This is a genomic window from Streptomyces sp. NPDC048417, from assembly GCF_040651615.1.
In the GTDB taxonomy this organism is placed as follows: domain Bacteria; phylum Actinomycetota; class Actinomycetes; order Streptomycetales; family Streptomycetaceae; genus Streptomyces.
In genome coordinates, this window is the sequence record NZ_JBEZKI010000020.1 from 85,681 (window position 1) to 106,811 (window position 21,131).

The following is a 21,131-nucleotide window of genomic DNA, read 5'->3' on the forward strand; positions in this document are numbered from 1 at the left end:
GCGAAGGCACCCGATGGCACCCGACCGCCAGCGCACCCCCACCCCGTCGCACGACGTCACGCTGATCGGCCGCCTCACCCAGCAACGCACCATCGTGGTCGAGGCACTCATCCGGGCCGACGGCTTCGTCGGCGCCCAAGCCCTCCACAACCAGCTCGCCGCCGCCGGCTCACCGGTCGGCCTCTCCACGGTCTACCGCACGCTGACCGCCCTGGCCTCCGTCGGCCGGGCCGACATGGTGCGCGACACCAGCGGCGAACGCCTCTTCCGCTACCGCCCGGGACCCGAACACCGCCACTACCTCATCTGCACCGACTGCGGCCTGAGCCGGCCCGTCGACTCCGGCCCGGTGGAGGAATGGGCGGACACCATCGCGCAGACCTCCGGGTTCGCGAACGTCCGTCACACGGTGGAGTTGTCCGGGGTGTGCCCGGACTGCGGCCGACGGCAGGCTGCGGACGAGCGCCGGTGAATGCCGGTGCCCTCCCTTTCCCGGAGTCTGCGTCAGGGGCAGCAGTCGCACCCCGGAGCACAGCCGCAGGCATCCGCCTCCGTCCGGCCGGCGCCCGGCGTGACGGCCGACGGCGTTGCGCAGCACCCCTGCCCACGCCACGCGTCGCGCCCCTCCTTCACCGCGACCGCGGCGATGACCAGGGCAGCGAGCGGATCGGCCCACGACCAGCCGAACACGGCGTTGACGAGGAGGCCCACCAGCAGGACCGCCGACAAATAGGTGCACAGCAGGGTCTGCTTGGAGTCGGCCACGGCCGATGCGGAGCCGAGTTCCCGTCCAGCGCGGCGCTGGGCCGCCGACAGGACCGGCATGACCACGAGTGAGAGAGCAGCCAGCACGATCCCGGCCAGGGAGCGCGTGGCCTCACCTGTGCCGGTCAGGGCCCGTACGGCATCGACGGTGACATAGGCGGCGAGCGCCAAGAACGACAGCGCGATGATCCGCAACGCGGTCTTCTCGCGGGCCTCGCGCACCGCGTGCTCACGGGCGGAGAACTGCCAGGCGACGGTGGCGGCGGAGGAGACCTCGATGACGGAGTCGAGACCGAAACCGATCAGCGCGGTGGACGAAGCCAGGGTCCCGGCCGTGAGGGCGACGGCCGCCTCGACGACGTTATAGGTGATGGTCGCGGCGACCAGCAGCCGTATCCGCCGGGCAAGCACACCGCGCCTGGCCGGGTCGGGGCCGAGGGACAGGGACATCTCTGCGCTCACGGTCAGCAGCACCCTTCGTCGTCGGCGCACGTCCGGTCGCCCTCGACGGCGACCACGGCGGTGCGCAGGTCGTCGAGCGCGTGGCCGAGGCGTTCGTCGGCGAGTTCGTAGCGGGTGCGGCGGCCGTCGGGGACGGTGACGACCAGGCCGCAGTCGCGCAGGCAGGCGAGGTGGTTGGACAGCCTGGTGCGCGAGATGTCCAGCGCGTCGGCGAGGTCCGCGGGATAGGCGGGTGCTTCCCGCAGGGCGAGCAGGATGCGGCAGCGGATCGGATCGGCGAGCGCCCGGCCGAACCGGACCAGGACCTCGATGTCGGAGGCAACAGTCAGCACACCGTCAACGGTACACAGATTCCTGAATTCAAGGAACCATGAACTATAGCCATTTCGTAATGGTGTTCCTTTTCACGTAGCCTTTACTTGCCATCCCAACCAGGGCGACGTGCTGGGCACCCGGCTGTTCGACCTGGAACGCGCCCAACAGGCCCCCGGCTGGGTGAGGGCACTCAACGGCGACCACGTACCCGAGATGGAGGAGTACGGCATCCCCTCCTCCGTCTTCCGCTCCGAACTTCCCTTCCGTCCGGGCAGGTTGTGGACGTTCGTGACGGAGGAACTCGACAGCGGCGCATACGGACAGATCCTGCGCTCCAAGGGCTTCTTCACCCTCTCCAGCCGCCCGCACGTGACGGGCCTGTGGTCGCAGGCCGGCTCCGTCGCACGCTTCGAACCGTCCGCCGCACGCGACACCGAGAGCCCCGAGTGCCAGGAACTGGTCTTCATCGGCACGCATTCTGCACACGGATGCGCTGCACGCGACCCCTGACCGACTGCCTCATGGCCGACGGCGAGAGCCTGCCGCCCACGGACCCGTTTCCCACCTGGGACACCTACGGCATCGACGACACCTGTGAGGATGAGCATCCCGAACTCGTCGCGGGCCCCTGAGGACGCCGAGCCGGGCGGCGAACACAGCCACGCCGCCCGGCCCGGTATGGACACCAAGAGCTCCGGATAAATGCGTTGGGCTGACCGGCCCCCGCTGATAGCGTCTGGGCAGCCGTGAGAGAACGCGAGGAGCTGAGACCCATGAAGGCTGTATCCCTGTGGGTGCTCTCCCATGTCGTCACGGTGGGCGATTGACGTAGGTGTCGCCGGGAGCGCCTCCAACAAGGTACTCCTGAGAGGCATCACCTATGAACTTTGTGCATTCCGCTGCGGGCACGGACAACCATCCGGTTGTGGTCACGCGGGTCTCGGAAACGCAGTGGCACGCTGTGGAGGACGACTTGACGGTCGGCCGCGGCGTCGCTTCGCGTCGGCCCGACGGGCGGCTTTTCGTATGCATCGACGCGTGGCACGGCGCGGTCTTCGACCGCATCGCCGACGCGATGCTGGCGGACCTGCCGACACCGCTGTACACGGTCGTCGACGAGGCCGACCACGACTCGAGGTCCGCCTGGGAGCGGGCCGGCTTCGCCACCGCACGCCGCGAGTGGGGCTACCTCGTGCCCACCGATCCGCAGGTCACCGGGCTCGGCTCGGTGCGGCCGCCGACGGGCGTGGTGATCGTGCCCGCCGGTGAGGCAGAGGAGGGCCCGCTGCGCGCCCTGGACCGCCTCATCCGCAACGAGGTCGAGGCCACCGTCGGATGGCAGACGATGCCGGCCGAGGTGCTGCCACGCCCGGCGGGGACCACTGTGCTCGACCCGTCGAAATACGAGGTGGCCAGGCACGTGGACCAGTACGTGGGACTGGTCAGGGTGGCCCCGCTGACCCGGCAGCCACGGATCGGGCTGATCGCCGTCCGGACCGACAGGCACCGCCGCGGCATCGCCCGGGCGCTGCTGGCCCACGCCCTGGGGTCGCTGCACCACTCCGGGACCGCTTCGGCATGGGCCGAGGTGAACGAGTGCAACGCGGCGGCCGCCGCCCTGTTCGAGAGCATCGGTGCCCGGCGCGCGGCCAGCACCCTGGAACTCGTCAGCCACTGACGCGCCGCCACATCAAACGGAGCGACCGTTTCCTACCGAATTCGCCGTCACAGAACGGGAGAAGTGAGAGACCATGACAAAGGCAGCAGGGGGCGTAGAAGCCGAAGGCACCGTCGTCGAGTGCCTGCGCAAAGCCACCTTCAAGGTGGAGCTCCAGAACGGGCACACGGTGCTCGCCCACATCAGCGGGAAGATCCGGAAGAACCGCATCAAGATCCTCCCCTACGACCGAGTGCTCGTGGAACTCAGCCCCTACGACCTCACCCGCGGCCGGATCCGCTACCGGTACAGGGCGTAACGGAAGGTGCCGGCGCCTCCGAGACCACTCGGTAGGATAATCAGAAGCCGCGGTCGTTCTGCTGCCTCCCGCACGGGGCCATCGCCCTATCGGGAGCCGTAGGGCAGGAGCGCCATCTCGCGTGCGTTCTTGATGGCCTGCGCTATCTGCCGCTGCTGCTGACGCGTCACGTGGGTCACCCGACGGCTGCGGATCTTTCCGCGGTCGGAGATGAACTTCCGCAGCAAGTCGGTGTCCTTGTAGTCGATGTAGGTGATGCCGGCGGCGTCCAGCGGGTTGGTGCGCTGACGCTTGGCAGTCTGCCGCCGGATGCTTGTGCGTCGGGTCATGGGGAGGTCGGTCCTCTCTTTCAGGTCACGAGGTCGAGCAAGCCGTCAAAGGCGTGCGGGAGTTGCTTCCAGCGGTCCCTGCCCGCCGCGTACTCGTCGTCGGTGAGCAGGCATGAGTCGAGCAGGGCCGACAGGCCGTCGCAGTCCAGGCCGGGCGAGGTGAAGGTGAGGTACTGGCAGCGGTCACCGTGTTCGGGATGCCAGTCCACGGACGCGGCGAGGCGGCGCTCGGCGGGCACCATCTCCCAGGCGGCGTCGGGCAGGGCGGCCAGCCAGGGCCCGGCCGACTCCACGCACAGCGCGCCGCCGGCGGCGTCCCAGGACAGCAGGGTGTCGGGGCGGTCCGCCAGCCAGAACCGCCCCCGGCTGCGGGCGGCCGCACAGGTCCAGTCCTCCAGTGCCGCGTACAGGCGCTGCGGATGGAAGGGCCGTTCGCGCCGCCAGACGAAGGTGCTTACCCCGTGCTCGTCGCACGACTGCGGCAGCAGCGCGCACGCAGGATGCACACGGGCGGCGGCCGCTGCCACGTCGAAGCCCGCCAACAGCGCTGCCACCAGGGCGCCGTCGCTCTCCACCCGTACGCTTCGTGCGCCTGGTGTGAGCTGGGCGAGCAGCGCGTGGTCGGTGTCGTCGGCCGCCTCGTCGCAAGAATCGTCGTCGCCGCGGGCGATCACCGTGGGGTACTCCAGCTGCCGGGCGAAGGTGTCGGCGACCGTGCGCTGGTCGGTCGGCGCGGCGGCGAGGCCGACGTCGGCCAGGTCGTCGCCGTTGGACAGGTACGGCAGGACGAGTGCGGGGTCGACCGCGGTGGCGACCCCGGTCAGGACCAGCGGTGCGCCCGCGGCGGCGACGACTCCGGCCATGGCCTGGGGCTCGACGGAGTCCCACAGTTCCACGACGGCCAGCCGGCACGTTCCCTCCGCTGCGAGCCGCAGCAGTTCGGGGACGAGATCCTCGCGAAGGGCGCAGCACGCGCAGTCATTCACCAGGGGTGCGTCGCCACTGCCCAGCAGACCGTCGGCGTCGCGCACCGTCCGGCGCACCGCGCTGTCGACGGCGGACGTCAGGTCGTGGTGCAGCGCGACCGAGCCGGGGACCGAACGCAGGATCTCCTCGACGGCGGCCCGGCGGGCGTCGGCGTGCAATCCGCCGACGATCGCCACCGGCAGCCGCGCGTCGTCCCGGTTCACGGCTCGCTCCGTCCGCGTCCGTACCGCCGTTCGAAGCGCTCGACCCGCCCCGCGGTGTCCAGGAGAGGGCGGACGCCTTCGTCGCGCGGCTCGGCTCCGACGTACGGCGTCCGGGATTCACCGCCGCACTCGCCTTCGACGGACGGAACGTCGTGGGTTTCGCCACCGCCTGGGCCACGCCCACCCCCTTCCCGGTCGACCGTTGCTATCCGCAGGCGGCCGCCGGTCTCGGTGCGAGCCGTACCGAGGAGTGGTTATGCGGGGCCCGCGAGATCGACGAGCTCGCCGTCCGCGCCACCGCTCGCGGCACCGGGACCGCAGCCGCCTCCTGCGAGCGGTGACCGAGGACGCCCCCCACGGCCGCGCCTGGCTGCTCGCCTCGGTGATCTCGACCTGGGATGCCGCGCCGCCCCTGCACCTACGCAGGCTTCCTTCGACTGACAACCACCGCCGATCAGCCACGGTGGGGCCCGGCAGCCCTGATTGCCTCACCGCCCGAAAGAACACGAACTGGTCAGCGCTGCTCGCCGCGTCCCTCGAAGTCCCGTCGTACGGTCGCGCCTTGGTCTTCGACCAACCCTGTGTCTTCCGGAACGTCCAGGACGGTCGCGCAGTGCTCGCACAGTCTCCCGTCTCCGGCTGGTGTCCCGCACACCTTGCAGAACCGGTGGACCTGCATGTCTTCGGTCTTCTCCGTCATGACCTCTCCCGGACGGGCGAACAGCGTCCGCTGCCGGGTGCCCCCGAGCAGCAGCGAAGATCTACTGGTGTCGTGGCGGCGCCGGCGCGTCCACGTCGTGCGTCGTGGCGTCGGGCGCGCGGAAACATGCGCTGACCGACTTCCCGTGGGGACAGGGGTGCGACTCCCATGTGTCGGCCATGGCGTCCACCAGGAGCATGCCGCGCCCGCCGAGGCTTTCCGTGCCGGCCTCCCGCGGGACTGGCAGGTCACCGGACTTGTCGTGCACGGAGACATGCAGGCAGTGGTCGTCACAGGTCATCACCAATTGGGCGCTGCTGTGGGCGTGCCGGTGCGCATTGGTCACCAACTCGGAAACGGTGAGCAGTATCGCGTCCACCGTCTGCGGAGCAGCGGTGGTCCAGCCCAGCGCGTCCAAATGCTCACGTGCCCAGTCACGGGCGGTCTTCACTTCGCTGTTCAAGGGCAGGGTGCGCGCCCAGCCCACTGCCCGGAGCGACGAACCTTCCACGGCGATCCTTCCTGGTTGAGGCGAGTGCGGTCAGCGACGGCATCAAACTTCCCCAGCGGGCGCCGAACTTGGGCCCGGCGACGCGGGTCGGCAGCGGCTCTACATGCCTGTTCGGCCGGCCGTCGCCCCTGAGGGCTCCCGCCGAGCTGCCTGATGCGTTGCGTCGTGCCTGGCATGACACCCCTTCTCAGGACACCGTGCCTTGACCTGCTTCGAATACCCCCCAAATCGTGGCCTCAGCCCTGTCGCGCGGCTCCCCAGCGCACGCGCCCTCACATCGGGCACGCGGCAGCCCTGACGGGCGGTCCGCGCGCAGACCGATGACGGCGTTCAGGTACGTGTGGGCGGTGTCGACGGCGCTGCCGAAACCAGTCGCTGGTCGCGCGAGGGCGTCGTGCCAACGGAGGCGCACCCGAAACCGAACTCGGCCACGCGCAGCGCCCAGCCGCCGCCCTCGCGCTCCACGCAGTCCTTGCTTCGGTGCAGATCCCCCTTCCCCCGCCGGTCGATCACGCCCCGCGCGTCCGCGCCTTCTCGGCGGCACCGGTGGGTTCGACGTCCATGGTGAGCTCGACCGGGGTGTGCGTGTCGTCCAGCCGCTCGAACCGGACCGATCCGCTCTGCCAGGTGTCGCCTCCCACAGATCGCCAGGTGATCCGGTCGTCCAGCAGCTGGTCGACGATCTCGGTGTCGAACTCGCGCCGGACCCCGCTGACCTTGGTGGTCCAGTGGTTGTGCCGGCGGTTGTGCCGGCCGTCGAGTTTGCCTGACCTCCTCGACGCCTTCCATGAACTGCGGGAACTCCGCTGCGGCGGGTGCGAGGCACCGGGTACCCGGGGAAGCGGCCCGAGGAATCCCGACCCGGCCGCTGGGAGGCGTCGGTCGGCTCCTGCGGGGAACCCGTCCGGTCACCAGTACGCAGGACGCCCCTGCCGAACAGGCGGAGTGGTCCTGTGCCACAGGCCGGGACGAATGAGGCGCTCACCGTGGAAAACCGCAATGACCCCGATGGCATCGCACTGACGTCGCACGAACGCGTCGCCCTGTGGCGTATCGAAGCGGAGCTCAGTGAGGACCGCCGTCTCGTGCGGTGTATGCGCCACCCGGGCGGCCGACCGTGGCTGCCCCTGTCGGTGGCCGCCCTGACGTGTACCTCACTGCTCCTCCTCGTCATGGGAATCCTGACCTCCGACCTCGCCGTCCTGTGGTGCTTCGCCGCCCTGTGGCCCGTCACCCTCCTGTTGGCTTTCCGGCTGCTGCGCCGTCCGACCGGCACCGAGGACCGCGGCCGGCCATGATCGTGAACTCCGCGCCGTGGCCCGGCGGTTCACGGCGGCGGGTCCGGTTGCTCGACAGCGATATCTACCGGCCGGAGCACCCGGATCCGCTGCGGTCGAGGGTTCCGCTACGTCGATCTCAGCGGCCGGAGTCTCGTACAGGAAGCGGTGCTGCGGCTCCTGGCGTGGCTTCCCTTTCCGGCGCTCAAGGATTCGGGCCGTAGCGACCAGGTACGAAGAGCGGGCGTACGTCTCTCACGGCGCTGTCACCGTCGGCCGATACGCTGCGAGCGATCTACGACCACCGGACCGGAAAGCATGATGACCCGCACCCCCAGACCGACGCTCGAAGCGATACTCACCGTGCTTCCCGAACTTGCTCCCCACGCGCGCGACGCAGTCATACTCCATCCCGAGCGGGCGGAACCGGACTACCGGAACAGTTCGATCGGCGGGCCACTGCTGTGGCCGAGTGACGAACCGTGGCCCGAGTGCTCCCTGCCCGACGGGACCGACCCTGTCGGCGCGCCTGCCACGGCCATGGTGCCGGTCGCACAGATCTTCCGGCGCGACGCGCCGGGACCCTGGTGGCCCGTCGGCATCGACCTCTTGCAGATTCTTTGGTGCCCCAATGAGCACTGGGATCCTCCGGTCCAGCAGGCCGACGTCAGCCCCGTGCTTGAGGTGCGCTGGCGTCGGGCCGCTGACGTGACCAGCCCGTTGACGACTCCGCCGTCGCCCTCGCGGTATCACGAGGACGGCTACCTGCCCCGCGCGTGTGCCCTCACGACCGAGCCCGTGACCGACTTCCCTTTCCGTGAGGAACTGCCCGCGGAACTCCGGCCGCGACTCGAGGAACTGGTCCGCGAGACCGGCGACGGCGGTGATGCCATCACCCGCCTCGCGGGCTGGAAACTCGGCGGCTGGCCGACCTGGCACCTGGCGCACCCCACAGCCTTTCGCTGCGGTGACTGTGGCACGGCCATGACGCTCCTGTTCACCGTGGCCAGCGACGACGAGACAGGGGTCATCGTCGGCCGCTATGGAGACCTGCGCATCTTCACCTGCCCCGCCGACCACCGTCACGCGTTCCAGGTTGACCTGCACTGACCTGGGGCTCAGCGCCCGCACCACGACCCATCAGACAGGCTCTGCACGCCTCCCAGGGCACGTCTCCGTTTTCGTCCTGGGAAGTTCCTGTGGGGCCGTCCGCGTAGCTCTCATGTGAGCCGTTGTGGGGCTTCTCGAGGCCGTGCAGATCATCCGCGAAAGTGCGAACCAGCCCCGGGCATTACGACGCCGTCCGCTCCCCCTCGGGTCAGGAACCGGCATGAGCGACCCGGACGGGACGTTTGTTCGAGCCCGATCGGTGCACACGATGAGCTGACACAGCCTTTATCCGAGGAAGCGGAGACGCACCATGGGCATCATCGCGTGGATCATCATCGGCCTGCTCGCCGGCGCCATCGCCAAGGCCCTGATACCGGGCAAGGACCCCGGCGGCATCATCGTCACCATGCTCATCGGCATCGTCGGCGGTCTGCTCGGCGGCTGGCTCGGCAAGGTGATCTTCGGCGTCGACTCCATCGACGGGTTCTTCGACCTGTCCACCTGGATCGCCGCGATCGTCGGCTCCCTCATCCTGCTCCTCCTCTACCGCCTCGTCACCGGCAACCGGCACTCGCACCGCCACGCATGACCCGCTGAAGGCACAACGGCTACGCAGCCGCAGTGCGCGAGGGCTTCACGCTGGGATGACCTGCGCCCCCGTGCCCCAACGGACGCGAACGGCCACCTGCCGTACCGCGACCCCGCAGACTCCACTGATCCTGCGTAGCCACACCGGCGGCGGGTACCCGAGGTCGGAACCACACCTGGCCGCGAGAGGGAGAGCACCGTGAGCGACCGCCGTCCGAAGGATCCCGGGAACGACAGAGCGGGGCGGATCGGACCGGTGTTCACGAACATGCCCGACCAGCGGACGGGCGGCGGCGAGAAACCCTGGAAGTCCGGCTGTGACGCGCCGCGGAAGGCCGAGGACGAGCAGCCGGACCCCGGGAGGCCCCACGGGGACACATCCGGAACGGGCCGACCTGGATCCCCTGGCTGCGGAGATCCCGATCCGACCATCCCGTGTCCGAGGGACCGTCCGGCTGACACCCCGCGCGCCGTACCCGTCCCGGTGGGCCAGTCTGGGAGTGACACCCACCAACGCCGCCGGGCATCCCGGCCGCCGAAAGGACACACCATGGGTGTGCGTACGTGGATCAGCGACTGGCCCGCCTTCCGTCAGCTGACCGGATCCGACCCGCTGGGCCGGGGACGGGCCGCCATGTCGGCGCGCACCGAACACCTCAGGCCGCGCACGGACACCGCCGACAGGGTGGTGCGTTCTGTATGTCCCTACTGCGCGGTGGGCTGCGGCCAGCAGGTCTACGTCAAGGACGACAAGGTCGTCCAGATCGAGGGCGACCCGGACTCGCCCATCAGCCGGGGCCGCCTGTGTCCCAAGGGTTCGGCCACACTCCAGCTCACCACCGGCTCGGCCCGCCGCCACGAGGTGCTGTACCGGCGGCCGTACGCCACCGACTGGGAGCCCCTGGACCTGGAGACCGCCATGGACATGGTGGCCGACCGGGTGATCGAGACACGGCGCCGGACCTGGGAGTGGGAGTCCGAGGGACTGCGCACCGCGCGCACCCTCGGCATCGCCAGTCTCGGCGGCGCGACCCTCGACAACGAGGAGAACTACCTCATCAAGAAGCTGCTGACCGGCCTCGGCGTGGTCCAGGTGGAGAACCAGGCCCGGGTCTGCCACAGCTCCACGGTCGCCGGGCTCGGCACCTCCTTCGGGCGGGGCGGTGCCACCACCTTCATGCAGGACCTCCAGCACTCCGACTGCATCGTCATCCAGGGCTCCAACTTCGCCGAGGCCCACCCCGTCGGCTTCCAGTGGGTGATGGAGGCCAAGGCGCGCGGCGCCCGGGTCATCCACGTGGACCCGCGGTTCACCCGCACCAGCGCGCTGGCCGACCTGCATGTCCCGATCCGGGCCGGCAGCGACATCGCGTTCCTCGGCGCGATCATCAACCACGTCCTGACCGAGGAGAAGGACTTCCGCGAGTACGTCCTCGCCTACACCAACGCCGCCACCCTGGTGAGCGAGGACTTCCGCGACACCGAGGACCTCGACGGCGTCTTCTCCGGGCTGGACGAGGACAAGCACCACTACGACCCCTCCAGCTGGCAGTACGAGGGCGTCGAGGTGCAGCAGCCCACCGGCGAGGTCGACGAGCAGTACGAGGAGCGCGTTCACGGCTCCGGCGGTCCGGAGGCGCACGGCTCGGGCGGGGCCCGCACCGCCGGCCGGCCGCCCCGGGACGAGACGCTGCGACATCCGCGCTGCGTCTACCAGATCCTCAGGCGCCACTACGCCCGCTACACCCCGGAGTTGGTGGAGGAGGTCTGCGGAGTGCCGCGCGCGAAGTTCCTCCAGGTGTGCGAGGACCTGACCGCCAACTCGGGCCGCGAGCGGACGAGCGCGTTCGTGTACGCGGTCGGCTGGACCCAGCACTCGGTCGGCGCCCAGTACATCCGCGCCGCGAGCGTGCTCCAGCTGCTGCTCGGCAACATCGGCCGCCCCGGCGGCGGCATCCAGGCCCTGCGCGGCCACGCCTCCATCCAGGGCTCCAGCGACATCCCCACCCTGTTCAACCTGCTGCCCGGCTACCTGCCCATGCCGCACGCCCACGCCCACGAGGACCTGGACGCCTTCATCGAGGCCAGCCGCACCGACAAGGGCTTCTGGAGCACGATGCGGGCCTACTTCGTGAGCCTCCTGAAGGCGTACTACGGCGACGCGGCCACCGCCGCCAACGACTTCTGCTTCGACCACCTGCCCCGCCTGACCGGCTCCCACTCCACCTACGACACGGTGATGGCCCAGCTGGACGGAGTGTGCAAGGGCTACTTCCTGATGGGCGAGAACCCCGCGGTCGGCTCCGCCAACACACGACTCCAACGGCTCGGGATGGCCAACCTGGAATGGCTCGTCGTACGCGACTTCTCCCTCATCGAGTCGGCGACCTGGTGGCAGGACGGCCCGGAGATCGAGACCGGGGAACTGCGCGCCGAGGACATCGGCACCGAGGTGTTCTTCTTCCCCGCGGCCGCCCACACCGAGAAGAACGGCTCGTTCACCAACACCAACCGATGGCTGCAGTGGCACCACGCGGCCGTCGAGCCCGACGGCGACGCCCGCAGCGACCTGTGGTTCATGTACCACCTGGGGCGCCGCATCAAGGAACGGCTGGCCGCGTCGACCGACCCGATGGACCGGCCCGTACAGGATCTGACCTGGGACTACCCCGTCGAGGGCCCGCTGGCCGAACCGGATGCCGCCGCCGTGCTCGCCGAGATCAACGGCCACGGCCCGGGCGGGGCGCCGCTCTCGGCGTACACCGAACTCAAGGACGACGGCTCGACGAGGTGCGGTTGCTGGATCTACTGCGGGGTGTACGCGGACGGTGTCAACCAGGCCGCCCGCCGCCGGCCCGGAAGCGAGCAGGACTGGGTGGCCGCCGAATGGGCCTGGGCGTGGCCCGCCAACCGCCGCGTCCTCTACAACCGGGCGTCGGCCGCCCCGGACGGCACTCCGTGGAGCGAGCGCAAGGCGTACGTCTGGTGGGACGAGGCCGAGGGGAAGTGGACCGGGTACGACGTCCCGGACTTCGTACCCGACCGCGCCCCCGGCTTCGTACCGGACGAGGACGCGACCGGACCCGATGCGCTGCGCGGCGACGACCCGTTCATCATGCAGGCCGACGGCAAGGGCTGGCTGTACGCGCCCGCCGGCTTGGAGGACGGGCCGCTCCCGACCCACTACGAACCGCAGGACTCCCCCTTCGCCAACGCCCTCCATCCCTCCACACCGCGCTCCCCCGTACGCCAGTTGCTGCCCCGGGAGGGCAACCGCTATCACCCGAGCGGTGACGACAAAGGCGCCGAGGTCTTCCCTTACGTCATCACCACGCACCGCCTCACCGAGCACTTCACGGCGGGCGGTATGAGCCGCTGGTCGCCGTATCTCTCCGAACTCCAGCCGGAGTTCTTCTGCGAGGTCTCCCCCCAACTGGCCGCCGAGCGCGGCCTTGAGCACCTGGGATGGGCCACCATCGTCACGGCCCGCAACGCCGTCGAGGCCCGCGTCATGGTCACCGCCCGGATCACCCCCCTCACGGTGCACGGCCGGACGATCCACCAGATCGGGCTGCCGTTCCACTGGGGACCCAACGGCGTGGCCACCGGCGACGCGGCCAACGAACTCGTCGCGATCGCCCTCGACCCCAACGCCCATATCCAGGAGGACAAGGCGCTCACCGCCGACATCCGCCCGGGCCGCCGACCCCGCGGGCCCGACCTGCCGAAGCTGGTCGCCGAATACCGCAGCCGGGCGGGCATCACCGCCGACACAGGGACGGAGACCAGGAAATGACCGACCGTCACCTGCTCAGCGGCATCGAGCCCGACCCCGCACGCGATGCAGGACATCCCGAACCCCCGCCCCGTGTCGGCTTCTTCACCGACACCTCCGTCTGCATCGGCTGCAAGGCCTGCGAGGTCGCCTGCAAAGAGTGGAACGCCATCCCGGAGGACGGCCTTTCCCTCACCGGCATGAGCTACGACAACACCCAGGGACTCGGCGCCTCCAGCTGGCGCCATGTCGCCTTCATCGAACAGCAGGTCCCGGCGCCGGACGGACGTACCCGACTTCCCCTGGCCGAAGCCGAGTCCGAGCCTTCCGCCGAGCCCGGGGAAATGCGCTGGCTGATGTCGTCCGACGTGTGCAAACACTGCACCCACGCCGCCTGCCTCGACGTCTGCCCCACCGGCTCCCTCTTCCGGACCGAGTTCGGCACGGTCGTCGTCCAGGAAGACGTCTGCAACGGCTGCGGCTACTGCGTACCCGCCTGCCCGTACGGCGTCATCGAACAACGCCCCGAGGACGGGCGGGCGTTCAAGTGCACCATGTGCTACGACCGGCTCGGCGCCGGCCAGGAGCCCGCCTGCGCCAAAGCCTGTCCGACCGAGTCCATCCAGTTCGGCCCACTGGACGAACTGCGCGAACGAGCCGCGCTGCGCGTGGACCAACTGCACGCGGCGGGCGTGGACGGCGCACGGCTGTACGGGCACGAGCCCGATGACGGCGTCGGCGGCGACGGTGCGTTCTTCCTGCTCCTCGACGAGCCCGAGGTCTACGGGCTGCCCCCGAACCCGGTCGTCACCACCCGCGACCTCCCCACGATGTGGAAGCACGCCGGTGCGGCGGCCCTCTCCCTGGCCGGAGCCTTCGCCGTCTCCTTCGCGCTGCCCGAACTACTGCGCAGGAAGGCGACCCGATGAGCGACTCCGCGAACGGCTCCGGGCAGGACGTGCGCCGGGAGCCCCGAAAGCGCCGTGGGGAACAACTCATGGTCCCGCGCGCCGAGTTCGAGTCGTACTACGGACGTCCAGTCATCAAGGCACCGTCCTGGGGCGCCCGGGACATCGCCGGGTACTTCTTCCTGGGCGGGCTCGCCGGTGCAGGCTCCGTGATCGCGGCGGGCGCCCAGCTCACGGGACGTACGACCACCGCCACGGCGATGAAGGTGTCCTCGCTTGCCGCGGTCTCCTTGTCCGCCGCCGCGCTCGTGCACGACCTCGGGGTGCCGAGCCGGTTCCCGAACATGCTCCGCGTCTTCAAGCCGACCTCCCCCATGAGTGTGGGCTCCTGGTTCCTGGCCGGTTACGGACCGGCGGCCGGCACAGCCGCTGTCACCGCCGTCACCGGGCGGCTGCCCAGGGCCGGGGCGGCGGCGACCGCGGCGGCGGCGCTGCTCGGACCGGCCGTCGCCTCGTACACGGCCGTCCTGGCGGCGGACACCGCCGTCCCCGCCTGGCACGGCGCGCACCGCGAACTGCCCTACGTGTTCGCCGCCTCCGCGACGGCCGCCGCCTCCGGCATGGCCCTGCTCCTCGGTCCGGTGCACGAGTCGGCACCCGCGCGCTGCGCCGCGGTGCTCGCCGCCGGCGCCGAGGAGGTCGCGACCCGGGCGGCCGAGCGGCGCCTCGGCATGGTCGCGGAGACCTACCGCCAGGGCCAGGCCGGAACCCTGCTGCGCACCGCCCGTCTGCTCACCGCGACAGGAGCCGCCACCGGCCTGCTGCTCGGCCACCGCAGCCGCCCGGCGGCCGTCCTCGCGGGCCTCGCCCTCCTCGCGGGCTCGGCCTGCACCCGCTTCGGCATCTTCGCGGCAGGAGTGGCCTCGGCCGAGGACCCGAAGTACACGGTCGCACCCCAACTCGCCGCCGCGAAACCGTCCGACGAGGCTGAGAGCTGAGGGGGCTGGTGGCGTCACGCCGGGCGCGGGGAGCTGAGGGGCGGGTGGGACGCCACAGCCGCCGCCGGGGGCTCACCGTGAGTGGGGCGGCGTGGCCCTGCTCACCGGGTCGTGATCCGTGTGCGAGGCAGTGCCGTCAGCACTCGGGCTGAAATGTCATCGACAGCCGCCCCGGGCGCCCCTGGAGTGACTGTCATGCGAAGACGGACAGCAGGAGCGCCATGCCCAGGCCAAGGACACTGACCAGCGTCTGCACCACGGTCTGTGTCTTCGCGGCCTGGGCGAGGTCCATGCCGAAGGACTCCTTGACCAGCCAGAATCCGGCGTGGTTGACGTAGTTCAGTCCGAGGGAACCTGCCCCGATGGCCACCACGAGCAGCGACGCCTCAAGGCCTCCCCCGGCGATCAGAGGGGCGACAATGCCGGTGGCGGAGACGATGCCGACGGTGGCGGAGCCGGTGGTCAGCGACAGCAGCAGGGCGATCAGCCAGCCGAGCAGGATGACGTTGAGATGCGCCCCCTTGGCGGCGGAGGCGATCGCGTCGCCGATGCCGGAGTCCTGGAGAACCTGTTTGAACGCGCCTCCGCCACCGATGATGAGCAGGATCACGGCGACGGACTTGAGGCTGTCCGTCAGAGACTCACGGACCTCCTCGCCGGGCCGCCCGGTGCCGAGGGCGGTCAGGGCAAGGGCGAAGAGGAGTCCCGCGAGCATGGCGACGACGGGTTCGCCGCCGAAAGTCAGCACGGAGCGCGCCGGGTCGGTCTCGTCGAGCACCGTTTCGGCGAGGGTGCGCAGCAGCATGAGGGCGACGGGGACGAGCACCGCGGTGACGGCCAGGGTGGTCGGCACGTGGGGCCGCGCTTCGATGTCGTTACGCAGTTGTGCTCCAGGGCCGCCGGCCGTCGTGGTGGCCGCCGGCTCCTTCTCGGGACGCCGCCCGGTGCCGGTGAACTGCGCGACGAGCGCGGCGTCCGGGCGGACGTCGGGGAGACGGGGAGCGATCCACCGGGCGTAGACGGGACCGGCCAGGATCACGGTCGGGACGGCGCAGACGAAGCCGACGACCATGGTGAGGCCGAGGTCGGCGTGCAGACCCGTCACAGCGGTGAGCGGTCCGGGGTGCGGCGGCAGCATGCCGTGCAGCGTCGACAGGGCGGCGATGGCCGGCACGCCGAGCAGCACGTACGGGGAACCCTTCGTACCGCCCTGGGCCTCCAGCCTGCGCGCCACACTGAAGATCAGCGGCAACATCACGATCAGGCCGACCTCGAAGAACATCGGGACACCGATGACGAACGCGGCGGCCGCGACCAGCCAGGGCAACCTGCGGGTGCTGGAACGGTCGACCAGAGCACGGGCGATGGCGTCGGTGGCGCCGGAGTCGGACAGCAGACGGCCGAGCATGGCGCCCAGGGCGAGGGTGATCCCCACGTCGCCGAGGGTGCCGCCGGCGCCGTCCTCGATGGATCCGGTCAGTTTGTCGACAGGCTCACCGGCCGCCAGACCGGTACCCACGGTGACGACGATCAGCGCGACGAACGGGTGGACGCGCAGGCGGGAGTTGATGAGGTAGATCAAGGCAGCGATCGCTACGGTCAGGATGAGCAGCAGCCACCAGGTGTGCGAGGTCATGCGGATGCCTTTCGACGGGGAAGGTGAGGGGCACGGCGAGTTGAGGTGCGGGGCAGGGGTGATCGCGTGGCGGCGCGCCCTGCGGCCGGCGGTCAGGGACGACCGGTCAGTGGACCGGTCGGTTCAGTCCGAGATCCGTGACGAGACGACCGACCGACGTGTCCTGTTGGGACAGGAACGTTCCGAAGGCGCCGCCGACGGCGAACGCGTCGGTCCAGCCGTGCCGGCGGACGGCCGCTTTCCACTGCTTGGACGCGTGCATCGAGGTCAGCGCGTCGATCCAACGCTTCCTGTCGGCGGCGGTGATGCCGGGCGGGGCCACGATTCCGCGCCAGTTGCTGAAAACCACGTCGATGCCCTTGGCTTTCAGCGTCGGAACTCCGGGCAGGGCGTCGATCGGTTTCTCGCTCGTCACCGCGAGGACCCTGAGCTGGCCGGCGTCGATCTGGTCGAGGAACTCACCGATCCCAGTGGTGGCGAAGTCGACCTTCCCGTCGAGGAGAGCGGGCAGCAGGTCACCTCCGCCGCCTTGGTGGGCGACGTAGTCGACCCGCTGTGGGCTGACGCCGACGGCCCTCGCCAGCTCCAGGGACAGCAGGTCGTCCGGTCCTCCGGGCGAGGATCCGCCGCCGACGGTCAGCCGTGCCGGGCTCCTCTTCCAGGTGGTGACCAGGTCGTCGATCGACCGGTAGGGCGAGTCCCCGCGCACGACGACCGCACCGGGCTCGTCGACCAGCCGGGCGAGAGGCGTGGTCTGCGTGACGGTCACCCTCGCATGCGCCACGTGCGACGCGCCGACCACGCCCAGGCCCATCTGCAGGGCGAGCCGACCGTTGCCCCGCTCGTTCACGACGCGTTGCAGGCCGACCGTGCCGCCGGCCCCCGGCAGGTTGAAGACCTGCACGTCGGAGTCCACACCGATCTCCTGCATCACCTTGGCCGCCGTGCGAGCAGTGGTGTCGTATCCACCACCGGGAGTGTTCGGGACCATGATCCGCAGTCCGGTGTCGGTCGGCTCCCCGCCGCCGGGCAGCGCCTGGCACGCGGTGCTGAGGAACAGCGACAACGCGAGGAGGGTGCCTCGGTGGGCGTGCGAGCGACCTCTCATGGCACCTCTCTTTCGCAGCCGTCGGGATGGACGTCATGATTGTGCGGCCCGTGGTGCGAGCCGCACAGTTTGTGTCAGCAGTAGAGATTGAGTTCGTTGTGGTCACCAGTTTTCGTCGCCATACCCTCGCGGGCGAGATGCTTGTGCTGCAGCTCGCCATCGTCGTGGTGGTGCTGCTGGCGGTCGCGGCGGTCTCGCTCGCCCAGTCGGAGGCCACCTTCAACCGGGTCGAGGGCCGGCGTGTCGGCGCGCTGGCCGAGCAGCTGGCCGCCAATCCGCTGGTACGCAACGAGCTCCCCCGGCCGGCGTCGGGAGAAGCACTGGCTCCGTTGACGCATTCCACTCTGGTGCAGTCCGGGGTCACCTCCGTGACCGTCGCCGACGGCTCCGGGCGCATCGTCAGCTCCACCAATCCCACGGTCATAGGCGACCGGCTGGCCCAGGGACCGGGTGTGGCCCGTGGCCGCGGCTGGTCCGGTTCCCTCACCTGGGACGGCAGTCACGAGTTGGTGGCCCAGGTGCCGGTGCTCGGTGCGGCGAGCGGCGATCTGGGGCAGACACTGGGCACGGTCATGATCGGGGAGGCGTCTCCGACCGTGTGGCAGCGGCTCAGCGGGGCGTCCTCGTATCTTCTCGCCTACCTCGGCATCGCCAGCGGGCTCGGCCTGGCCGGCTCCTGGCTGCTGGCTCGCCGGGTCAAGCGGCAGACGCTGGGGCTGGAGCCGCGTGAGATCACCGGGCTCGCCGAACACCGCGAGGCCATGCTGTACGGGATCGCCGAAGGCGTCGTCGCTCTGGACCCGCAGCAGCGTCTCACCCTCGTGAACGAGGTGGGCAGACAACTGCTCGACCTGCCCGAGGAGTGCGTGGGCAGGACGCTGGACGAGCTGGGCATCGACGGCCGCCTGCGGGACGTGCTCTCCGGTGCAGGGTCCGCACCGGAGAACAGACCCGACGAAGTAGTCATACGACGCGAACGCGTGCTCGTGATGAACAGGATGACCGTCACGAAGAACGACCGCCTGCTCGGCTCGGTCACCACACTGCGGGACCGCACCGAGCTGGCCCGGCTGGAGCGCGAGATCGGCTCCTTCCGCAGCACGTCGGAGTCGCTGAGGGCCCAGGCCCACGAATTCGCGAACCAGCTGCACACCATCTCCGGCCTGATCCAGATCGGCGAGCAGGACGAAGTCGTGCATTACGTTCGCGCGCTCACCCGCCGCCGCCAGTCCCTGGACATGACGCTCAGCCGCCGCGTGCACGAACCCACGGTCGCCGCCCTCCTCATGGCGAAGTACTCCCTCGCAGCCGAACGGAAGATCACGCTCAGAATCTCGGACCACACGTCTCTCGGCCGGCTTGACCCCGAGGACTCCGCCGACGTGGCGACCGTGGTCGGCAACCTTCTCGACAACGCCATCGACGCGGCCGCCGGGAGCGACTCCGGCGCCCAGGAGCCCTGGGTCGAGGTCGAGCTCAGGCAGGACACGTCCAGCGTGGAGATCGTGGTGTGCGACTCCGGCCCCGGGATCGCCCCCGCTCTGGCCCAGGAGGTCTTCCGCCACGGCTTCACGACCAAAGCCGCCGCCGAAGGCGAGCGGGGCATCGGCCTCGCTCTCACCCAGCTCGTCTGCGAGCGGCGCGGCGGGGAGATCACCGTGACCAACACCGCCGACGGCGCCCGGTTCACGGCCCGCATGTCAGTGAGCCGACCCGCCGAAGCAATGCAGCAAGGAGCAACCCGATGACCGGCACGATCGACGTTCTCGTCGTCGACGACGACTTCATGGTGGCCAGGGTCCACCGGACCTTCGTCGAACGGGTGCCGCCTTTCAGAGTCGTCGGCACGGCAGGCACCGGCGAGCAGGCCGTCACCGCGGTCGACGAGTTGCGCCCGGACCTCGTCCTCCTCGACCTCTATCTGCCCGACCTCTTCGGCCTGGACGTCATCCCGAGGCTGCGCACCGCCGGCCACGACTGCGACGTCATCGTCATCAGCGCCGCCCGCGAGGCCGACACGGTGCGCGGCGCCCTCCGCCACGGCGTGGTCGACTACCTGCTCAAACCCTTCGACTACGAGGACCTGCAGCCCCGCCTGGAGCGGTACGCCGCCCGACGCGGCCGCCTGCTCACCACGGTGGTTCGCGGCCAGGCCGACATCGACCGCCTGTTGTCGGGCGGGCCTGCCCCCACGGCGGGCACCACGCTCCCTAAAGGCCTGAGTGTGGAGACCGCCGACCTAGTCAGAGGCGCCCTGCGCGACTCGGACGGCACCCTGTCGGCCGCCGAGTGCGCGACCGCCACCGGCATCTCCCGGGTCAGCGCCCGCCGCTACCTGGAGCACTTCCACACCACCGGCGCCGCCGACGTCTCCCTGCGCTACGGCACGGCCGGCCGGCCCGAGCGCCGCTACGGCTGGCAAGGAGAGTGAGAGAGCTGAATCCCCCGCGATCGCGCGGTCGGGTGACGGTTCTGGTGACGGCCCTGGTGACGGCTCTGGTCACGGCTCTGGTCACGGCTCTGGTCACGGCTCTGGTCACGGTAGACAAAGAGGTGCAAGACAACTGACGATGAGTGATCAGTTGGAAATCTCCTGTGGGAGGAACTCGCGTGACCCCGGCCCCGCCTCTGTCCCTTGCGGTTCCGCGGTGCGGGACCGGCTCCGTATCCGCGCGGACCAGGTAGGTTCCGGCTACGGCCGACTCACCGAGTCCACCGCCGCGGCTCTGAAACTCGTGGCCCGCACCGAAGGCATCGCACTCGATCCTGTCTACACAGGACGGGCCATGGCCGGACTCCTGGCCGCGGTCAAGGACGGCACCATCACACCCGGCCAGACGACCGTCTTCTGGCACACCGGCGGCCTCGCCGGACTCTTCGGCCATGCCGAGGCCGTCGAACGCTTCGACGGTGAGCTGTCGGTGTTCCCGGCATAGACGGGGTGACGGTGTTCGACGACGACAGCGAGGCCCACTCGATCGATCGGGACGAGCTCCGCCGAGTCCCGAGCGCAGCCGCCCCGGGAAGGAACGGGACCTGCCCCGCCGCTCCCGCCGCTCATCGCCCCGGACTCCGGTTCGCCCAAGTCCAAGCCAAAGCCTCGCCGGGCGGAGAACCCGCGTTCAGTGGTGGGTAAGCCACTCAAGGCTTCAAGATCACCCCGAGGCCCCTTGTGTGCATCACCGTCGGCATCGACGTCGTCACCGTCCCGGAACCCGGACGACAACAAAGAGCCGTACACACCTCGGTCTTGCTGCCACCTCTGCCGCCCATCAGGCGGAGCTGGCTCGCGCGCCTCCAGGCCCTCGGCGCGACGCCCGCCGACGCGGGCCAGGGCGACGTGCCGTGGACGGTCCGCGCCGACCCCGAGGACAACGAGTTCTGCGTCCCCGCCCGGTCCTGACACTCCGGCACATGAGCCCTGTCCGCTCATGTGCCGGTCCCCGGAGTGGCCTGTCCCCGCGCCTGGCCGGTGACGCCCCT

21 protein-coding genes and 4 pseudogenes are annotated in these 21,131 nt (G+C 70.2%); 15 read left to right on the plus strand and 10 right to left on the minus strand.

The window, feature by feature from the left end; translation table 11 throughout:
* Positions 1–13 precede the first annotated feature (13 nt).
* Entirely contained in the window at positions 14–472 is a 459-nt protein-coding gene (locus tag AB0D59_RS29715; protein ID WP_362571697.1) for a Fur family transcriptional regulator, read from the plus strand.
* A gap of 32 nt (positions 473–504) precedes the next feature.
* On the opposite strand, the gene AB0D59_RS29720 is transcribed toward AB0D59_RS29715, so the two are convergent.
* Together AB0D59_RS29720 and AB0D59_RS29725 are read right to left on the minus strand one after the other, a co-directional pair.
* Positions 505–1,215 (minus strand): cation transporter, encoded by a 711-nt coding sequence (locus tag AB0D59_RS29720; protein ID WP_362572018.1) that lies wholly within the window; start codon positions 1,213–1,215, stop codon positions 505–507.
* A gap of 14 nt (positions 1,216–1,229) precedes the next feature.
* Positions 1,230–1,559, minus strand: a complete 330-nt coding sequence (locus tag AB0D59_RS29725; RefSeq protein ID WP_361985659.1) for a metalloregulator ArsR/SmtB family transcription factor — start codon at positions 1,557–1,559, stop codon at positions 1,230–1,232.
* 103 nt (positions 1,560–1,662) lie between these two features.
* Here AB0D59_RS29725 and AB0D59_RS29730 point away from each other — a divergent pair.
* The 3 genes and pseudogenes from AB0D59_RS29730 to infA form a co-directional block, all read left to right on the plus strand.
* Positions 1,663–2,174 (plus strand): annotated as a pseudogene (locus tag AB0D59_RS29730) (GTP-binding protein); the annotation flags it as partial.
* Between the two features lie 248 nt (positions 2,175–2,422).
* The gene (locus AB0D59_RS29735) at positions 2,423–3,220 is read left to right on the plus strand and encodes a GNAT family N-acetyltransferase (RefSeq protein WP_362571700.1); all 798 of its coding nucleotides are present in this window, start codon (positions 2,423–2,425) and stop codon (positions 3,218–3,220) included.
* Between the two features lie 73 nt (positions 3,221–3,293).
* Positions 3,294–3,518, plus strand: a complete 225-nt coding sequence (gene infA / locus AB0D59_RS29740) for a translation initiation factor IF-1 (RefSeq protein WP_362571703.1) — start codon at positions 3,294–3,296, stop codon at positions 3,516–3,518.
* An 86-nt stretch (positions 3,519–3,604) separates the two neighbouring features.
* Here infA and rpsR read toward each other — a convergent pair whose 3' ends face one another.
* Positions 3,605–3,847, minus strand: coding sequence for a 30S ribosomal protein S18 (gene rpsR, locus AB0D59_RS29745; RefSeq protein WP_055709033.1), 243 nt, complete (start codon positions 3,845–3,847; stop codon positions 3,605–3,607).
* Between the two features lie 20 nt (positions 3,848–3,867).
* Positions 3,868–5,037: a GTP-binding protein gene (locus tag AB0D59_RS29750; RefSeq protein ID WP_362571706.1), complete on the minus strand. Its 1,170-nt coding sequence runs from the start codon at positions 5,035–5,037 to the stop codon at positions 3,868–3,870.
* A 62-nt stretch (positions 5,038–5,099) separates the two neighbouring features.
* Between AB0D59_RS29750 and AB0D59_RS29755 the strand changes: the two are divergent.
* Positions 5,100–5,422: pseudogene (locus AB0D59_RS29755) on the plus strand (GNAT family N-acetyltransferase); the annotation flags it as partial.
* A 129-nt stretch (positions 5,423–5,551) separates the two neighbouring features.
* Here the strand turns inward: AB0D59_RS29755 and AB0D59_RS29760 are convergent.
* From AB0D59_RS29760 to AB0D59_RS29775, 4 genes and pseudogenes are all read right to left on the minus strand, one after another.
* Positions 5,552–5,737 (minus strand): hypothetical protein, encoded by a 186-nt coding sequence (locus AB0D59_RS29760; protein WP_362571708.1) that lies wholly within the window; start codon positions 5,735–5,737, stop codon positions 5,552–5,554.
* A 61-nt stretch (positions 5,738–5,798) separates the two neighbouring features.
* The gene (locus AB0D59_RS29765; protein WP_362571711.1) at positions 5,799–6,248 is read right to left on the minus strand and encodes an ATP-binding protein; all 450 of its coding nucleotides are present in this window, start codon (positions 6,246–6,248) and stop codon (positions 5,799–5,801) included.
* A 283-nt stretch (positions 6,249–6,531) separates the two neighbouring features.
* A pseudogene (locus tag AB0D59_RS29770) lies at positions 6,532–6,660 on the minus strand (IS5/IS1182 family transposase); the annotation flags it as partial.
* A 97-nt stretch (positions 6,661–6,757) separates the two neighbouring features.
* Positions 6,758–6,943, minus strand: a pseudogene (locus AB0D59_RS29775) (cyclase); the annotation flags it as partial.
* A 291-nt stretch (positions 6,944–7,234) separates the two neighbouring features.
* On the opposite strand from AB0D59_RS29775, the gene AB0D59_RS29780 reads away from it, so the two are divergent.
* The 6 genes from AB0D59_RS29780 (at position 7,235) to nrfD (ending at position 14,904) form a co-directional block, all read left to right on the plus strand.
* Positions 7,235–7,546 (plus strand): DUF3040 domain-containing protein, encoded by a 312-nt coding sequence (locus AB0D59_RS29780; RefSeq protein ID WP_362571713.1) that lies wholly within the window; start codon positions 7,235–7,237, stop codon positions 7,544–7,546.
* Positions 7,547–7,843: 297 nt separating this feature from the next.
* The gene (locus tag AB0D59_RS29785; protein ID WP_362571715.1) at positions 7,844–8,635 is read left to right on the plus strand and encodes a hypothetical protein; all 792 of its coding nucleotides are present in this window, start codon (positions 7,844–7,846) and stop codon (positions 8,633–8,635) included.
* A gap of 310 nt (positions 8,636–8,945) precedes the next feature.
* On the plus strand, positions 8,946–9,224 hold the full coding sequence (locus AB0D59_RS29790) for a GlsB/YeaQ/YmgE family stress response membrane protein (RefSeq protein WP_362571718.1): 279 nt from the start codon (positions 8,946–8,948) through the stop codon (positions 9,222–9,224).
* Positions 9,225–9,773: 549 nt separating this feature from the next.
* A complete protein-coding gene (fdh, locus tag AB0D59_RS29795; RefSeq protein WP_362571721.1) occupies positions 9,774–13,019 on the plus strand; it encodes a formate dehydrogenase in 3,246 nt (1,081 codons plus the stop codon).
* Positions 13,016–13,927, plus strand: coding sequence for a 4Fe-4S dicluster domain-containing protein (locus AB0D59_RS29800; protein ID WP_362571724.1), 912 nt, complete (start codon positions 13,016–13,018; stop codon positions 13,925–13,927). Before fdh ends, AB0D59_RS29800 begins: the two co-directional genes overlap by 4 nt.
* The gene (gene nrfD / locus AB0D59_RS29805; protein ID WP_362571726.1) at positions 13,924–14,904 is read left to right on the plus strand and encodes an NrfD/PsrC family molybdoenzyme membrane anchor subunit; all 981 of its coding nucleotides are present in this window, start codon (positions 13,924–13,926) and stop codon (positions 14,902–14,904) included. The genes AB0D59_RS29800 and nrfD overlap by 4 nt, the downstream gene beginning before the upstream one ends.
* Before the next feature lie 193 nt (positions 14,905–15,097).
* On the opposite strand, the gene AB0D59_RS29810 is transcribed toward nrfD, so the two are convergent.
* The gene (locus AB0D59_RS29810) at positions 15,098–16,540 is read right to left on the minus strand and encodes a gluconate:H+ symporter (protein WP_362571729.1); all 1,443 of its coding nucleotides are present in this window, start codon (positions 16,538–16,540) and stop codon (positions 15,098–15,100) included.
* A gap of 106 nt (positions 16,541–16,646) precedes the next feature.
* The gene (locus tag AB0D59_RS29815) at positions 16,647–17,648 is read right to left on the minus strand and encodes a tripartite tricarboxylate transporter substrate binding protein (RefSeq protein WP_362571731.1); all 1,002 of its coding nucleotides are present in this window, start codon (positions 17,646–17,648) and stop codon (positions 16,647–16,649) included.
* A gap of 98 nt (positions 17,649–17,746) precedes the next feature.
* Between AB0D59_RS29815 and AB0D59_RS29820 the strand changes: the two genes are divergently transcribed.
* The 4 genes from AB0D59_RS29820 to AB0D59_RS29835 all read left to right on the plus strand — a co-directional run bounded on the left by AB0D59_RS29820 (position 17,747) and on the right by AB0D59_RS29835 (position 21,051).
* Positions 17,747–19,396 carry an ATP-binding protein gene (locus AB0D59_RS29820; protein ID WP_362571733.1) on the plus strand — a complete coding sequence of 550 codons (1,650 nt, stop codon included), beginning with the start codon at positions 17,747–17,749 and terminating at the stop codon, positions 19,394–19,396.
* A complete protein-coding gene (locus AB0D59_RS29825; RefSeq protein ID WP_362571736.1) occupies positions 19,393–20,079 on the plus strand; it encodes a response regulator in 687 nt (228 codons plus the stop codon). The genes AB0D59_RS29820 and AB0D59_RS29825 overlap by 4 nt, the downstream gene beginning before the upstream one ends.
* 217 nt (positions 20,080–20,296) lie before the next feature.
* Positions 20,297–20,584, plus strand: a complete 288-nt coding sequence (locus tag AB0D59_RS29830) for a pyridoxal-phosphate dependent enzyme (RefSeq protein WP_362571739.1) — start codon at positions 20,297–20,299, stop codon at positions 20,582–20,584.
* Positions 20,585–20,820: 236 nt separating this feature from the next.
* Complete coding sequence (locus AB0D59_RS29835) at positions 20,821–21,051, plus strand: VOC family protein (RefSeq protein ID WP_362571742.1); 231 nt, start codon at positions 20,821–20,823, stop codon at positions 21,049–21,051.
* Positions 21,052–21,131 lie beyond the last annotated feature (80 nt).